The organism is Dactylosporangium maewongense (assembly GCF_039531485.1).
In the GTDB taxonomy this organism is placed as follows: domain Bacteria; phylum Actinomycetota; class Actinomycetes; order Mycobacteriales; family Micromonosporaceae; genus Dactylosporangium; species Dactylosporangium maewongense.
Genome location: NZ_BAAAQD010000015.1, coordinates 50,086 through 64,278, shown reverse-complemented (window position 1 = coordinate 64,278; position 14,193 = coordinate 50,086). Strand labels below are relative to the sequence as shown.

The following is a 14,193-nucleotide window of genomic DNA, read 5'->3' as shown; positions in this document are numbered from 1 at the left end:
TTGTGGATGTTTGTCTGTACTCCTGACCGCTACCCGGCCCGGCGGCTCGTACACCGATGACCGCGCCGGTGGAATGCCGGTGGATCCGGCGCCGGTGCTACACCATCCAGGCCATGTTGGAGGCCTGGGTCGGGTAGACGAACAGCGCTTCCCTCAGCGCGTCGGCGCGGATGTCCGCCCGGATGGCGAGCGCGAAGAGGTTCGAGAACTCGTCGGCCTCGGGGCCCAACAGGTGCGCGCCGAGAATCCTGCCGCTGCCCTTCTCGATCAGGACCTTGTACATCGATGCCGGCTCGGCGACCCGTCGCGCCGAGTACCAGCTCGAGGTGTCCGCCTGCTTCACGTCGAAGCTCAGGCCCTCGGCCCGGGCCTCCTGTTCGGTCATCCCCACCGCGCCCAATGCGGGGATCGAGTAGACCACGCTCGCCCGGCCGCGGTAGTCCGTCGTGTGCTGGTCGCCGTTCAGGAGGTTCTCGGCGACGAGGCCGCCCTCGTACTGAGCGAAGGGCGTCTCGGGAAGACCGCCGCTGCTGGCCGCGTCCCCCGCCGCGTACACCGCTGGGTTCGAGACGCTCCGCAGGTAGTCATCGACCCGGATTCCGTGGCGATCGACCTCGATCCCGGCGGTGGACAGGTCGAGGTCGTCGATCTCGGGTGCGCGACCGGCCGCGTGGACGACCATGTCCGCCTCGAACACCTCGGATCCCGAATCGGTTGCGGCCGTGACCCTGAAGTTTCCCGGCGTTCCTTCGACCCCCGTGACCTGGGCGCCGGTCCGGACGTCGATGCCCGCGTCGTGGGTGCGCACCAGGAGCCGGGCCACGAGGTCCTGGTCGAACTGTTTGAGGGGCCGGTCGCCCTGCTGCAGGATGGTGACCGTCGCGCCGGCCCTGGCCGCGATGTGGCCGAACTCGAAGGCGATGTAGCCGCCTCCGACGAACACGATCCGCCGGGGCAGCTCCTGCAGGTCGAGGAACTGGTCGCTGCGGGTGAGGTGCTCCTCGCCCGGGATGCCCAGCTTTCTCGGCCACGCGCCGGTCGCCACGACCAGGTTCGCGGCGTCGAGCACGTCCTGGCCGACCTCGATCGAACGCTCGCCGACGAAGCGAGCCCGCCCATGGAAGGTCTCCACCCCCTCCTTGACGAGCATCTCCTCCTGCTGCCGGGGAAACGGGTCTGTGAACGTGGCCTTGAACCGGATGAGCTCCGGCCAGTCGATGCGCAGATCCCCGGTGACGCCGCGGCCCTGCATGCGACTTCTCCGGTCGATGATCTCGGCCGCCCCCACCAGCACCTTCTTGGGGTCACAGCCGCGCAACCCACAGGTGCCGCCGTAGGGCCGGGAATCGACGATCGCCACGTTCCGGCCGGCCGCCTGGCATCGCGCGGCCACCGTTGAGCCGGCTTCCCCAGTTCCGATCACGACGACATCAAAGGACTTCTTCATGATCCTCCTTCTGAGGTACCTCGTCGTTGACGGCAGCAACGATCTGGCGCCGCCGCGCGAGTGCTGCCCGCCCGGCTGCCCGTGAGTGTGCTGCCCTACCCAGGTCCACGGCCCCCGACACATCCGCCGCCTCCCGCGCCCCCGCGGCCTGGTCCCATCGTGTCGGCGCATGATGGAAGACGACGTCCACCGGCTCATCCGAGTGCGCTCAGTGGGGGAGTACCGCCGTGACCAAGGACATCACGTACCGCAGGATCTACGAGCAGTCCTCGCCGGACGACGGCAAGCGGGTGCTGGTCGATCGCGTCTGGCCGCGGGGGATGCGCAAGGCGGACGCGCAGCTCGACGAGTGGCTGCGTGACGTCGCTCCTTCCACCGAGCTGCGCCGCTGGTACGGCCACGAACCCGGCCGCTTCGACGAGTTCCGCCGCCGCTACCTCACCGAACTGCGCGAGCCCGAGCGCCAGGAGGCCACAGAGCATCTCCGAGCCATCGCCGCCCACGACAAGGTGACGCTGCTGACCGCCACCCACGACGTCGACCACAGCCAGGCCGCCGTCCTCGCCGAGTGGCTGACCGGCGCCAGGACCTCCACGACCTGACCCGGTCAGAGTGCGTGACGATTCCTGACCGCCGGTGCGGTCCCGGCCGTGCCGCCGCACGGCCGGGACCGGGGAGGAGAGGCTACGGCGTGACGTCGGCGCTGTCGATCGCCACGTTCCATCCGCTGCTGGCCGCGTTCTTCGTGCCGGTCAACCGGATCCGCAGGGTGTGCGAGCCGGCCGCGAGCACCGGGCTCGTCCACGCCACGCCCGAGGCGTTGCGCGCCGCGGCGTAGTTGTCGACCAGGGTCTCCGCGCCGCCGTCGAGCGACAGGGCCATGACCTGCTGGTCGGCGTCGCGGACGGCGTGCAGGGCGACCCGTGTGCCGGTGAAGGTGAACGTCGCCGTCGAGCCGGCCGTGAAGCTCCAGTTCGCGGTGCCGTTGAACATGTCCGGCACGCCCGTGGTCAGGCCCCAGCCGGAGCCGTAGGCGAAGCGGGCGTCGGTGCCGTCGTAGGTGCTCGCGGCCGCCGCCTGGGTCACGTCGGCGCGGTCGAGGGCGATGTTGGTGCCGGTGCTCGACGGGTTGCGCTGGCCCGTGTTGACGATCGTCAGCGTGTGCGGGCCGGACGCCAGGACGGCGCTGGTCCACACCACGCCCGAGGCGTTGCGCGTGGTGGCGTAGTTGTCGACCGTGACCGGGGTGCCCCCGTCGACCGCGACCGTCATGCGGCCCTGGTCGACGTCGCGGACGGCGTGCAGCGCGACCTGGGTGCCGGTGAAGCGGAAGGTGGCCGTGGCGCCGGCGACGTGGCTCCAGTTCGCGGTGCCGTTGAACATGTCCGGGACCCCCGTCGTGACGCCCCAGTTCGCGCCGTACGAGAAGTCGGGGCTGTTGGCGTCGACGATGAGCGGGCCGCCCGTGGTACCACCGTCCAGCGGGGTGCCGAGCGTGACGGTGTACGCGTCCGAGCCCGACGTCATCGGCACCGCCACGTTCAGCGTGCCGCCCGTGACGGCGACGTCGGCGCTGGATACGACCGCCGGGCCGGTCAGCGGGGACTGGTTGGCGATGCGGGCCACGGTGACGCGGGCGCGGCCGCTGGTGACGAGCCACGACGGCACGCCCCGGATCGCCACCGTGGTGGTGCCGGTCTGGCCCGTCTGGTTGCCCAGCAACGCGACCGCGCGGCCGGCGTTGCGGTCGATGCTCGCGGCGACGCCGATCGGGCCCGAGCCGGTCGCCGCGACGAGGTTCCCGGTCATCTGGGCGTAGGCGCGGTACGTCCACCACTGCCCGGTGGGCTGCCCGTTCCACAGCACCGAGTCGAGCGTGCCGGCGACGCAGCAGTCCGACCAGATCGCGTGCGCCGCCGCGGAGACGTTGGACGCGGCCAGGCGGGACAGGAACCAGGCGAGGTACCCCGGCTGCTGCTGCCCGGAGAAGAGGTACTCGTCGATGGTGAGCGGCAGCGCCGCCACCCCGCGCGCGGACAGGATCGCCGCCGCGTCGGCCGAGTCGGCCAGGGGGTCGTTGCCGAAGTGCCAGTTGAGGACGTTCGGCAGGGTGCCGTCGGCCTTGGTCCGCGCGACCCAGGCGTCGAGCCAGCCGTGGTTGTAGCCGGAGTACGACGGGCCGACGATGACGGCCGACGGGTCGACCTGGCGGATCTGCGTCACCGCGGTGTTCCACATCTGGTAGTACTGCGCGCTGTTGACCCCGCGCGGCCAGAAGCCGGTGCCGTCGGGCTCGTTCCAGATGTCGTACCGCACCCGCGCCCCCGACGCCTTCACGTCCGTGGCGAGCCGGTTGACGAACGCGCGCCAGTTGGTGCAGTCGCCGTTGTCGCACGGGTACACGGTGTTGGACGGCTGCTCGGTGTCGGCGCCCCAGATGTCGGAGACGAGTAGGTGGTAGGTGGCGTTGTAGGGCGCGGCGGTGACCCGCCGGGCCTGCCCGACGGCGGAGTTGAGGCGCACCTGGTAGCCGGACCCGGCGCTGTACCCGTCGCCGATCCAGCCGTGCCCGGCGATGCGCGCCCCGCCGCCGCGGAACAGCGTGGGATGCAGGGGCTGCAGCAGGGAGTCGGCGGGCCCGGAGCCGTCCTGGTTGAGGCCGTACAGGAACCCGGACCCGGCGAAGGTGGGTGTCTTGCCGACCGCGGAGAAGTCGACGTTGACGGTGGTGTCGGCGGCCTCGGCCGAAGGCGTGGCCAGGAGCGGCACCGCGATCGAGCAGATGCCGAGGAGCAGGACGGCGATGAAGCGGCTTGGCGGAGCGGCGCGGGACATCAATCCTCCTGATTGACGGGGAGACGGGCGTCGTCTCGCAGGAACAAGGGGATCCGGGCCAGGGGAGCGTCGACGGTGACGGTCCTCCCGCCCGGGAACGTGGTGCCGGTGTCGGTGTGCGTCCAGCGGGCGCCGGCCGGGAGGTACACCTCGCGGTCGCGCGCGCCGGGGTACAGGACGGGCGCGACGAGCAGGTCGCGGCCGAACAGGAAGGCGTCGTCGACGTCCCAGGCGGCGGCGTCGGACGGGAACTCGACGAGCAGCGGGCGCAGCAGCGGCAGGCCGGAGCGCAGCTGCTCGTGCAGGTACGGGCGCAGCCGTTCGCGCAGTCGCAGGAAGGCGGCGAGGATGGCGTAGGCCTCGTCGCCGTACGACCACACCTCGTTCGGGCCGCCGCCGACCCCGACGCCGGCCCGGTCGGTGCGGGGCTCGCGGTGGCCGTGCAGGCGGAACAGCGGGCAGAACGCGCCGAACTGGAACCAGCGCACGAGCAGCTCCCGGTACTCCGGGTCGTCCGGGTCGCCGCCGTGGAAGCCCCCGATGTCAGTCGTCCACCACGGGATACCGCTCATCGCGACGTTTAACCCGGCCCGCACCGACGCCCGCAGCGCCGGGAACGTCGCCGGGATGTCGCCCGACCACAGCGCCGCGCCGTAGCGCTGCGAACCGGCCCAGGCCGAGCGGACCAGCGACAGCACCTCCGTCTCGCCCTGCTGGCCGAGGTACTCGAAGGCGCCGCGGGCGTGCTCGCGCGGATACAGGTTGGCGACCTCGGCGCCCGGCCCGGCGGCCAGGCTCAGGTTGTGGAAGTGGCCGGGGCGCATCTCGGGCTCGCAGGCGTCGAGCCAGAACGCGCGGACGCCGTCCTTGCCGTACGACTCGTGCACCCGCGCCCAGAGGAACTCCCGCGCCCGCGGGTCCGTGGCGTCGTAGAACGAGACCCCGATCGGCGCGTCGGTCTCGCCGTCGGGCCATTCCGCGTGTACGCCGCTGCCGCTGTCGGTCGCCACCAGCAGCCCGGCGTCGCGCATCGCGGCGTGGTTCGCCGACAGCGGGCTGACCGACGGCCACACCGACACCGCCAGCTCGACGCCGAGCCCGCGCAGCTCCTGGACCATCGCGGGCCCGTCGGGCCAGTCCTCGCCGTCCCAGTCCCAGTCGCCGAGGTGACGCCAGTGCAGATAGTCCGCGACGATGACCGACAGCGGCAGGCCGCGGCGACAGTACTCCCGGGCGACCTCGAGCAGCTCAGCCTGTCCGCGGTACCGGAGCTTGCTCTGCCAGAAGCCAGACGCCCACGCCGGCAGCTCGGGCGCGGGCCCGGTCACCTCGGCGTAGCGGCGCAGGATGTCGGCGGGCTCGCCGGCGGTGAGCCAGTAGTCGATCTGCGGCGCCCGGTCGGCGACCCAGCGGGTGCCGTTGACGGCCAGCTCCACGCGCCCGACGGCCGGGGTGTTCCACAGCAGCCCGTAGCCGCGGCTGGACACCGTGAACGGGATGCTCACCTCGCCGTTGCGCTGCTGCAGCTCGAGCACCATGCCCTTCTGGTCGAAGCGGCCGTGGCTGTGCTGGCCGAGGCCGTAGAAGCGCTCGCCGGCGTAGGCGGCGAAGCGCTGCTCGACGCGGTGGCCCCCGGCGCCAGCCGGCTCGAAGTGCCGCGGTCCCGGCCACCAGAAGTGGGCCGGCGCCTCGCGCAGCAGCTCCTCGCCGGTGTCGGTGCGGCGGGCGGTGAGCAGCCCGCCGGCGCTCACCTCGACCCGCAGCCGGCCGTTGACGAGCGCACCGTCCACGATGGACGCACCCGGGTCGGCGGGCCGGTCGAGCAGGGCGCCGGGCCGGTCGTCGGCGATGCGGTGCCGGCCCGCGCGGACCCGCACACTGTCGGCGCCCCACGGCTCGGCGACGAGCACGTCGTGGCCGTGCCGCCAGGTCAGCGCTGTGGTCATTGCTCTCCTAATCCTTGACGCTGCCGCTGGTGATGCCGGCCGCGACGTAGCGTTGTGCGACGACGAGCAGCGCGGCGACCGGCAGCGAGGCGATGACCCCGGTGGCCATCACGCTGTTCCAGTCGCTGATGTGCGCGCCGATGAAGCGGTAGATGCCGACGGTGATGGGGGCGGCCTCGTCGCGGGTGGTCAGCGTGACCGCGAAGAGGAAGTCCGCCCAGGCGAACAGGAACGAGAACAGCCCGGCGGTGATGACCGCGTTGCGGCTCACCGGCAGGATCACCGACCACAGCGTGCGCAGCGCCGAGGCGCCGTCGAGCTGGGCCGCCTCGCGGATCTGGACCGGGATGCCGCGCATGAACGTGTGCACGATGAGCACGGCGAACGGCACGCACAGCGTCGAGTCGGCGAGGATCAGCGCGAGCGGGGTGTCGAGCAGGTACAGCTCGTCGGCGGCGACGTAGAACGCGTTGGCCATGACGATGCCCGGGATCATCTGCGCCACCAGCAGGCCGAACAGCAGCGTGCGGCGCAGCGGGGCGCCGAGCTGGGCCAGGCCGAACGCGGCCGGCACGGCGACGGCGAGCGTGACGCCGACCGTGCCGAGCGCGACGTACACGCTGGTCAGCAGGTGCCTTCCCTGGCTGGACAGGGCGTTGCGGTAGCCGTCCAGGGTGCCGTGGACCGGCAGCCAGACCGGCGAGGGTTTGATGAGCTCCGTGGACGGCAGCAGGGAGGCGTTGACCATCCAGTACAGCGGGAACAGCATCACGGCGAGGACGATCACGCCGATCGTGGTGTTGGCCGCGCGCCTCACGACGAGCGCCGTTCCGCGCGCAGGTAGCCGATCGCGAACACCACGGCGACGACGATCAGCAGGTTGCCGACGGCGGCGCCGCGCCCGAACGTGAGCTGCTGGAACGACAGGTCGTAGGAGAAGGTCGTCAGGGTCTGCGACGAGTCGGCCGGGCCGCCCTGGGTGAGCACCATGATGACGTCGAACACCTTCAGCGTGTAGATCAGCCCGAGCGTGAGCACGACCGTCGTGACGGGCCGCAGCAGCGGGAGCGTGATGTGCCGGAACCGCCGCCACGCCCCGGCGCCGTCCAGCGCGGCGGCCTCGTAGAGCTCCTCGGGGATGGACTGCAGCCCGCCGTACAGGATCACCATGTTGAACGGGATCCCGACCCAGACGTTGACCAGTGTGACGGCGGTGAGCGCCACGCTCGTGCTGGCCAGCCACGGGATCGGCTCGTCGATGAGGTGCAGGCCGAGCAGCGACTGGTTGAGCACGCCCGAGTCCGTCTCCAGAATCCACCGCCACGCCGTGCCGGACACCACCAGCGGCAGCAGCCACGGCACCAGCAGCAGCGAGCGCAGCACGCCGTTGAGCGGGAACCGGCGGCGGAAGAACACCGCCAGGGCCAGGCCGATGCCGAACTGGAAGGCCAGCGACGCGGCGGTGAACAGGACCGTGTTCGTGACGGTGCCGGCGAACGCCGGGTCACGGAACACCTCGCGGTAGTTCCGCAGCCCGGCGAACGGCGCGGCGCCCGTGTAGAAGGACGAGACCGTGTAGTCCTGGAAGCCCATCCGCACGTTGGTGGCGAGCGGATAGAGGTAGAACAGGATCAGGTACAGCCACGCCGGGGCGACGAAGGCGAGCCGCTTCACTTTCGGGCAGCCGCCTTGAGCGCCTCTTCCGGTGACTTCCCGCCCGCGAGGCAGGCCTGGATCGCGTTGAACAGCGCCTCGCTGGCCTTCGGGTAGTCGGTGCCGAGCTCGGCGGTGCGGGCCTGGGCGGTGGCGATCTCCTCGACGAACGCCGACAGCTGCGGGTCGCTCTGCGCGAGCTGGGCGGCGGCGGCCTGGTTGCTCGGGATGTAGCCGGCCGCCTTCGACCACTCGAGGCTCTTGTCCTGGCTCAGCAGGCACTTGAGCACCGACATGGCCTTCGCTTCGCGCTGCGGGTTGCTGCGCCCGACCGTCCACATCTCGCCGCCGAGCGGGGTCACCGGCTTCGCGGTGGGCGAGGGGATCGGGATCGGCACGATGCCGAACTTGAGGTCGCTCTTCTTGTTCAGCGTCGGCAGCTGCCACGGCCCGTTGACCATCATCGCGGCGTTGCCGGCCATGAACTGGTCGTTGACGTCGGCCTGGGTCCAGGTGACGACGGACTTGGACGCGGCCTTGGCCTCGACGAGGTCCTTCCACAGGGTCAGGGCCTTGATCGCCTCGGGGGAGTCGAGCCGGCTGAGGCTCGCCCCGGCGGTCCAGAAGAACGGCTCGAACTGGAAGCTGCCCTCCTCGGTGCCGACGGCGGAGAAGGCGATGCCGTAGCGGGTGCCCTTGGTGAGCGCCTTCGCGGCGGCGGTCAGCTCGTCCCAGGTCTTCGGCGGCTGGAGGCCCGCGGCGGTGAAGAGGTCCTGGTTGTAGTACAGCGCCAGGCCGTTGACGCCGGGCGCGATGCCGTAGGTGTCGCCCTTGTACTTGCCGGCCGCCACGATGGAGGGGTACAGCCCGTCGGTGGACAGCTCCTTCAGCGGCACCAGGCCGCCGGACGCGGCCAGCTGGGGCAGGTCGGGGTTGTCGACGAGGGCGAGGTCGGGCAGCGACCGGGCGGAAGCCTGCTGCAGCAGCTTCGGCATGAACTGGGCCCGCGGCACCTGCTGGTGCTGGACCTTGACGCCGGCCTGGGCGCCGCACTCGTCGAGCAGCTTCGGCAGCTGGCTGTTCTGCGGCGCGGCCTCGTAGTAGTCGATCTCGGTCAGGGTGTCGGCGCCGTCGTTGGTGCCGCCGGCTCCGTTGCCGCACGCGGTGAGGGCGAGGGCGGTGAGGACGGTGGCCGCGAGCTTTCTCATGGGGGTGGGCCTCTCTCGATTTGTCGAACTGATTCGACAACCGGCGGAAGGGTGTGCGGTGGGCGGGGGTGTCGGTTCAGCGGACCTTGAGCAGCGGGGCCAGCATCGTGACGGAGGGCTGGACCTCGTTGTTGAGCAGCCCGGCGAGGCGCTGCACCGCGGTGCGGGCGAGCTCCTCCACCGGCAGGGACACCGAGGTGACCGGCGTGGTGAGCCGGTCGACGGCGTCGTCGGGGCAGATCGCGACGATGTCGACGTCGGGCCGGCCGAGCCCGGCGAGCCGGTCGGCCACCAGCGGCAGCGCCCACTCGTTGTAGACGACCATCGCGGTGATGTCCGGGTCGCGTTCGAGCAGCTCGCCCAGCGCGTCGACGACCCCGCCGGCGGTCGGCAGGCAGGGCGTCCAGGTCGCCGCGGCGCCCTGCTCGCGCAGTGCGTCGAGGGCCCCGTCGCGGGCGTGGGCGGCGTAGGCCGCGCCGCGGCGGTAGGTTTCGGGGTGCTGCCCGAGGAAGCCCACGTGCGTGTGGCCGCGCTCGACGATGTGCTCGGCGGCGGCGCGCCCGCAGGCGACGAAGTCGAAGTCGACGTACGGCAGGCCGTAGGGGTTGTCCGGCGTGCCGACGAGGACGGCGGGGCACTGCAGCGTGCGCAGGAGCTTGGCCCGGGGGTCCTTCTGCTGCACCTCCATGAGCATCACCCCGTCGACCAGCGCGGTGCCGACGGCGTCCCGGATCGCGGACGTGCCGTCGTCGTCGGTGAGCATGAGCAGCTTCAGCCCGGCGTCCTGGGCGGCGGTGAGGGCCGCCCACACGTACGGCATCTGGACCTGGTTGTGGGGTCCGTGCACGAGCGGCAGCGCCATGGCGATGACGCCGGAGCGCCTGGTGCGGATGGAGCGCGCCCCGGCGTGCGGCCGGAACTGCAGCTCGGCGATGCTCGCCTCGACCCGGGCGATCGTCTCGGGCGAGATGGAGCGGTTGCCGCTGAGCACGTAGGACACCGTGCTGCGCGACACCCCCGCGTGCCGGGCCACGTCCGCGATGGTCACTGCCATTGCCCGAGTCTCCTCCCATCGCCGCGGTCCGGCCGCACTGGGTCGAGCCGGCTCCGTCGAACTGTCGAATCAGTTCGACGCGTGGACCGTAACACCGCGGCAACACGGCGGCAAGACCCGCCGGCAAGGACCGGTCAGTCCGTCGCCGCGATGGCGTCTCTGATCGCTTGCGCGTCGCTGTCGAGGAGCGACCGCTCGCGCTCCGGCGCGTCGTGCTGGAGGGTCCAGCCGTCTCCCGCGTAGCGGGGGATGACGTGAAGGTGGAAGTGGAAGACCGTCTGGTAGGCGACCTCGCCGTCGCAGAGGAGGACGTTGATTCCCTCGCAGCGCATGGTTGAGCGCCGCAACGCCCGTGCCATGTCGTGACCGACCGACCAGGCGTGCGCGCTCGTGACTCCGTCGAGGTCTTCGAGGCCCACCGCGTGCACGCGCGGCACGACGAGGAGGTGGCCGGGTGTGACGGGGTTGAGGTCCATGAAGACCACTACGGTCTCGTCCTCGTACACCACACTGGCCTCGGCCTGCCGGGCCGCGATGGCGCAGAAGATGCACCCCTGCGCCGCCGGCGTCGCGTTCTGTGTCATGCGCGCAATGGTCCCCAGTGCGCCCAGACGGGCGCTACCGGGTTTGCTGCTCTACCGATCGGGGCCGGTGCCTGGCTCGGCCCGCGTGTAGCTGTCGGTGTAGTAGCGGCCGACCTGGTCCCGGTAGCCGGACTGGGTGAAGGTGTCCGGGTCGTACGCGGGGGAGTCCTTCACCTGCTGCCGCGTCCGGTCCACGTGGACGGTGCGCTCACGGTGGTCGACGTGGTCCACGGTCCCGGCCGGGAGCAGCACCTTCCGGCCGAAGATCCACGGGCCGGTGTCCACGACCAGGTGGGCGGTGCCGGTGTCGTGGTTCGCCTCGTCGACGGTGCCGATCCGGCCGTCGGTCGCCTCGACGTGGTAGCCGGTGAGGTCGACGTCGGTACGGCCGTCAGGGGGAGGCGCCGGTGCGGCGGTGTCCACGCCGAGGTCCTCGTCGGGGACGCCGCTGTAGCCGCCGGCGAGTGCCGCCGGGTCACGCCAGGTCCAGGGATCGAACATATCCACGGGTTACCCCGATGGCCGCCGCTCATGCGGATCGAGTCCGTCGAACAGGATCTGGCGGTCGTCGATCACAATGAGAAACCGCCGTCGAGCGTCAGCAATCCGCAAACGACAAACGTGGGAATGGTGCCGTGCCGGCGCCGCCACGAATTCGGCCGGTCTATTCCGGCCCTCAATGCCGGAAGTTCTATTTCGGAATCGGTTTGCGGTCCAGCGGAATGGCGCAACCTTGACATGGGCCAACTGTCCGCCACGCCACAAGTCGACCTGCAGGTCCGGGAGTGAGCCATCGGGCAGATTCCGGGAACCGAATCGACGGCTTGCTGGTCAGGCCTGGTGGCGCTGGCCAAACGGCTATGTGGCTGTATGATTTGCGGCATCGCCGAAACGACGAAGACCGTCATTCTCGGCCGCACCAACAGGTGTGATCTGAGTCACTCCAAACCTGCGCCGATTTGTCCGATCCGGGGCTTACGTGGGTTTTCTGAATCGTACTGCTTCTTAGCTTTGACTTAAGGCTGTTAAAGGTAGCGGTGTGTCTATACCTCAAGGATTCATTCCCTCGCCGAACCGTGGCATGCTTTCGAACGGAATGGTTACGGCAATGTCTCGGACGGCGCTGAACGCCGGTCATCACGCAGCCAATGAGCGTGTACCGCAGACAAAGGAAAGTTGTAGTTAGGTCTGGAACCCCGACCGAACTTTCATGCCGACAAGATCCGACAGGCCAATGGCCGTCGACGGACGGATGTCGACTGACCGGGAGGATTCCCACAGCATGAACCAGCACTCCACCTCGCATGACCTCACCGACGGGCTGCCCAGCGTCCCCGCCGACGAGTCCCCGCTCCACCCCGCGCAGACCTCTTCGCGCTCCGCGACCGGCCGCAGCCCGCTGCGCCGCGCGGGCGTCGGCATCGTGGCGGCGGTGCTCGCCGCCGGCAGCCTGAGCGCGTGCAAGGATCTCCCCGACCTTGGCGCTCTCCCCGCCTATGGCGCGCAGCCCGGCGCCTCCGCGAGCACGGGCGTCGCCCCGTCCGCCTCCACCGGCCTGGGTAGCCCCTCCGCTTCGGCCTCGGCCTCGGCTTCTGCTTCGGCTTCGGCTTCGCCGTCCGGCTCCACGGCTCCCACGCCGACGAGCACCAGCACGACGACGCCGGGCGCGGGCGGCAACCCGACCTACACGGTGGCCGGCTTCCCCGCCGCCAACAACACCGGCTACCCGCAGGGCCTGCCCGGTGACACGCGCAAGAAGGTGACGCTGACGCCGTACACCGGCCCGATGACGATCACGGTCGCCGGCACGGTCATCGACGGCAAGGACATCAACGGCCACATCGAGATCAAGGCCAAGAACGTGACGATCCGCAACAGCCGGATCCGCGTGGCCAACGTGCAGGCCGTGACCTCCACCGACGACAACGCCAACCTGCGCATCGAGGACACCGAGATCGACGGCCAGCTCAAGGACGCGTCGACCGGTGGTATCGCCCTCATCGGCCGCACCGGCTACACCCTCCTGCGGGTCAACGCCCACGGCTCCGGCGACATCCTGCGCATCGACGGCCGCGGCACGGTCCAGGACTCCTGGCTGCACGACCCGGGCGGCTCCGGCTCCGCCCAGCACAACGACGTCATCCAGTCGACGAACGCGACGTACGTCCGCATCCTGCACAACCGCCTGGAGAACCAGCACACCCAGACGTCGTGCATCCTGCTCAAGGCCGACATCGGCCCGATCAGCGACGTGGTCGTCGACAGCAACCTGATGAACGGCGGCGGCTACTCGTTCTACTGGTACGACGCCGGCTACAAGATCACCAACGGCAAGGTCACGAACAACAAGTTCATGCGCCAGTCCGGCGGCGGCTTCTGGCCCAAGGGCGGCTACTACGGCACCCAGGCCCTGAACGCCTCGACGCTCCCCACGTGGAGCAACAACACCTGGGCCGACAACGGCCAGCAGATCGGCAGGTAAGTCAGCGGGACCATCAGTCAGGGGGCGCGACCCGGAACTCCGGGCCGCGCCCCTGACTGTGTACGCAGACCCCGGCGTAGCGGCGGTGTGACACGCCGGATGCGCGGACCGTCCGATGGGTCGTGGCGTGTGTTGAACTGGGGCGTGCAGATGCGTCCGGCGGAGTTGGCGGCGATCCGTGCCGGTGATGTCGATGTGGCGTTCCGCCGGTGGGACCGGCCTCGTGTCAAGGTCGGTACCCAGATGCGTACGGCGGTCGGGCTGGTCGAGATCACGTCCGTCGACCGGGTGCCGGTGAGGTCGTTGACCGCAGCGGACGCCCGCCGGGCCGGTGCGGCGTCGCTGGTCGCGTTGCGGGAGGGGTTGGACCGTGTCCACCCGGAGCGTCCGGTGTACCGGATCGGGCTGCGGTACGCGGGCGTGGACCCGCGGCACGCGCTGCGGGAGTCGGTGCCCGACGACGCCGAGATCGACGCGATCGTCGTGTGGCTCGACCGGCTCGACCGTGCCTCTTCGACCGGGCCGTGGACCCGCCAGACGCTGCTGCTGATCGACGAGCTGCCGGCCACCCGGGCACCCGACCTCGCGCAACGGATGGGGCGCGACACCCCGTCGTTCAAGCAGGACGTGCGCAAGCTGAAGGAACGCGGCCTGACCGAGTCGCTCGACATCGGGTACCGGCTGTCGCCGCGCGGCGCCGCCGTCCTGGACCACGAGGGCCATCCCCGGCCGTCCCGGGACCGACCGATGCCCGAGCCGGGTATCCCGCTGCCGCACATCGGCGCGGCCGCGACGCGTGCGCTCACCGCACTCGGCGTGGTCCGGCTCGAACAGGTGGCCGGCCTCAGCGAACGCGAGGTGCTGGCGCTGCACGGCGTCGGGGCCTACGCCCTTCAACGCCTACGAGCGGCGCTGGATGAGGCCGGGCTGAGCTTCCGCGACGATCCAGGCGCATCGTCGTAAGGCCTCAGCGCAGTCGCAATT

The 14,193-nt window shown here is 70.7% G+C and carries 13 protein-coding genes; 4 read left to right on the top strand and 9 right to left on the bottom strand.

Annotation, left to right across the window (positions count from 1 at the left end):
- Window positions 1-97: 97 nt before the first annotated feature.
- Entirely contained in the window at window positions 98-1,447 is a 1,350-nt protein-coding gene (locus ABD332_RS33745; RefSeq protein ID WP_344506405.1) for a dihydrolipoyl dehydrogenase family protein, read from the bottom strand.
- A gap of 227 nt (window positions 1,448-1,674) precedes the next feature.
- Between ABD332_RS33745 and ABD332_RS33740 the strand changes: the two genes are divergently transcribed.
- Window positions 1,675-2,049, top strand: a complete 375-nt coding sequence (locus ABD332_RS33740) for a DUF488 domain-containing protein (RefSeq protein ID WP_344506403.1) — start codon at window positions 1,675-1,677, stop codon at window positions 2,047-2,049.
- A gap of 82 nt (window positions 2,050-2,131) precedes the next feature.
- Here ABD332_RS33740 and ABD332_RS33735 read toward each other — a convergent pair whose 3' ends face one another.
- The 8 genes from ABD332_RS33735 to ABD332_RS33700 form a co-directional block, all read right to left on the bottom strand.
- Window positions 2,132-4,282, bottom strand: coding sequence for a hypothetical protein (locus ABD332_RS33735; protein WP_344506401.1), 2,151 nt, complete (start codon window positions 4,280-4,282; stop codon window positions 2,132-2,134).
- Window positions 4,282-6,228 carry a glycoside hydrolase family 31 protein gene (locus tag ABD332_RS33730; RefSeq protein WP_344506400.1) on the bottom strand — a complete coding sequence of 649 codons (1,947 nt, stop codon included), beginning with the start codon at window positions 6,226-6,228 and terminating at the stop codon, window positions 4,282-4,284. The genes ABD332_RS33735 and ABD332_RS33730 overlap by 1 nt, the downstream gene beginning before the upstream one ends.
- Before the next feature lie 7 nt (window positions 6,229-6,235).
- Window positions 6,236-7,045: a carbohydrate ABC transporter permease gene (locus tag ABD332_RS33725; RefSeq protein ID WP_344506399.1), complete on the bottom strand. Its 810-nt coding sequence runs from the start codon at window positions 7,043-7,045 to the stop codon at window positions 6,236-6,238.
- Window positions 7,042-7,902 carry a carbohydrate ABC transporter permease gene (locus ABD332_RS33720; RefSeq protein ID WP_344506398.1) on the bottom strand — a complete coding sequence of 287 codons (861 nt, stop codon included), beginning with the start codon at window positions 7,900-7,902 and terminating at the stop codon, window positions 7,042-7,044. The genes ABD332_RS33725 and ABD332_RS33720 overlap by 4 nt, the downstream gene beginning before the upstream one ends.
- Entirely contained in the window at window positions 7,899-9,089 is a 1,191-nt protein-coding gene (locus tag ABD332_RS33715) for a sugar ABC transporter substrate-binding protein (protein ID WP_344506397.1), read from the bottom strand. Before ABD332_RS33715 ends, ABD332_RS33720 begins: the two co-directional genes overlap by 4 nt.
- A gap of 76 nt (window positions 9,090-9,165) precedes the next feature.
- Window positions 9,166-10,143, bottom strand: coding sequence for a LacI family DNA-binding transcriptional regulator (locus ABD332_RS33710; RefSeq protein WP_344506396.1), 978 nt, complete (start codon window positions 10,141-10,143; stop codon window positions 9,166-9,168).
- Between the two features lie 134 nt (window positions 10,144-10,277).
- Window positions 10,278-10,727, bottom strand: a complete 450-nt coding sequence (locus ABD332_RS33705; protein ID WP_344506395.1) for an HIT family protein — start codon at window positions 10,725-10,727, stop codon at window positions 10,278-10,280.
- Window positions 10,728-10,778: 51 nt separating this feature from the next.
- Window positions 10,779-11,228 (bottom strand): PRC-barrel domain-containing protein, encoded by a 450-nt coding sequence (locus ABD332_RS33700; RefSeq protein WP_425552336.1) that lies wholly within the window; start codon window positions 11,226-11,228, stop codon window positions 10,779-10,781.
- A 30-nt stretch (window positions 11,229-11,258) separates the two neighbouring features.
- Between ABD332_RS33700 and ABD332_RS33695 the strand changes: the two genes are divergently transcribed.
- The 3 genes from ABD332_RS33695 to ABD332_RS33685 all read left to right on the top strand — a co-directional run bounded on the left by ABD332_RS33695 (window position 11,259) and on the right by ABD332_RS33685 (window position 14,172).
- Window positions 11,259-11,516, top strand: a complete 258-nt coding sequence (locus ABD332_RS33695) for a hypothetical protein (protein ID WP_344506393.1) — start codon at window positions 11,259-11,261, stop codon at window positions 11,514-11,516.
- 493 nt (window positions 11,517-12,009) lie between these two features.
- The gene (locus tag ABD332_RS33690) at window positions 12,010-13,209 is read left to right on the top strand and encodes a hypothetical protein (protein ID WP_344506392.1); all 1,200 of its coding nucleotides are present in this window, start codon (window positions 12,010-12,012) and stop codon (window positions 13,207-13,209) included.
- A 243-nt stretch (window positions 13,210-13,452) separates the two neighbouring features.
- Entirely contained in the window at window positions 13,453-14,172 is a 720-nt protein-coding gene (locus ABD332_RS33685; RefSeq protein WP_344506391.1) for a helix-hairpin-helix domain-containing protein, read from the top strand.
- Window positions 14,173-14,193: the final 21 nt, after the last annotated feature.

What these genes read in the sequence shown, in the direction of transcription:
- ABD332_RS33745 (WP_344506405.1), bottom strand. Translation starts at nt 1,447, where the DNA reads ATGAAGAAGTCCTTTGATGTCGTCGTGATCGGAACTGGGGAAGCCGGC.
- ABD332_RS33735 (WP_344506401.1), bottom strand. Translation starts at nt 4,282, where the DNA reads ATGTCCCGCGCCGCTCCGCCAAGCCGCTTCATCGCCGTCCTGCTCCTC.
- ABD332_RS33730 (WP_344506400.1), bottom strand. Translation starts at nt 6,228, where the DNA reads ATGACCACAGCGCTGACCTGGCGGCACGGCCACGACGTGCTCGTCGCC.
- ABD332_RS33715 (WP_344506397.1), bottom strand. Translation starts at nt 9,089, where the DNA reads ATGAGAAAGCTCGCGGCCACCGTCCTCACCGCCCTCGCCCTCACCGCG.
- ABD332_RS33710 (WP_344506396.1), bottom strand. Translation starts at nt 10,143, where the DNA reads ATGGCAGTGACCATCGCGGACGTGGCCCGGCACGCGGGGGTGTCGCGC.
- ABD332_RS33705 (WP_344506395.1), bottom strand. Translation starts at nt 10,727, where the DNA reads ATGACACAGAACGCGACGCCGGCGGCGCAGGGGTGCATCTTCTGCGCC.
- ABD332_RS33700 (WP_425552336.1), bottom strand. Translation starts at nt 11,228, where the DNA reads ATGTTCGATCCCTGGACCTGGCGTGACCCGGCGGCACTCGCCGGCGGC.
- ABD332_RS33695 (WP_344506393.1), top strand. Translation starts at nt 11,259, where the DNA reads ATGCGGATCGAGTCCGTCGAACAGGATCTGGCGGTCGTCGATCACAAT.
- ABD332_RS33690 (WP_344506392.1), top strand. Translation starts at nt 12,010, where the DNA reads ATGAACCAGCACTCCACCTCGCATGACCTCACCGACGGGCTGCCCAGC.
- ABD332_RS33685 (WP_344506391.1), top strand. Translation starts at nt 13,453, where the DNA reads ATGCGTACGGCGGTCGGGCTGGTCGAGATCACGTCCGTCGACCGGGTG.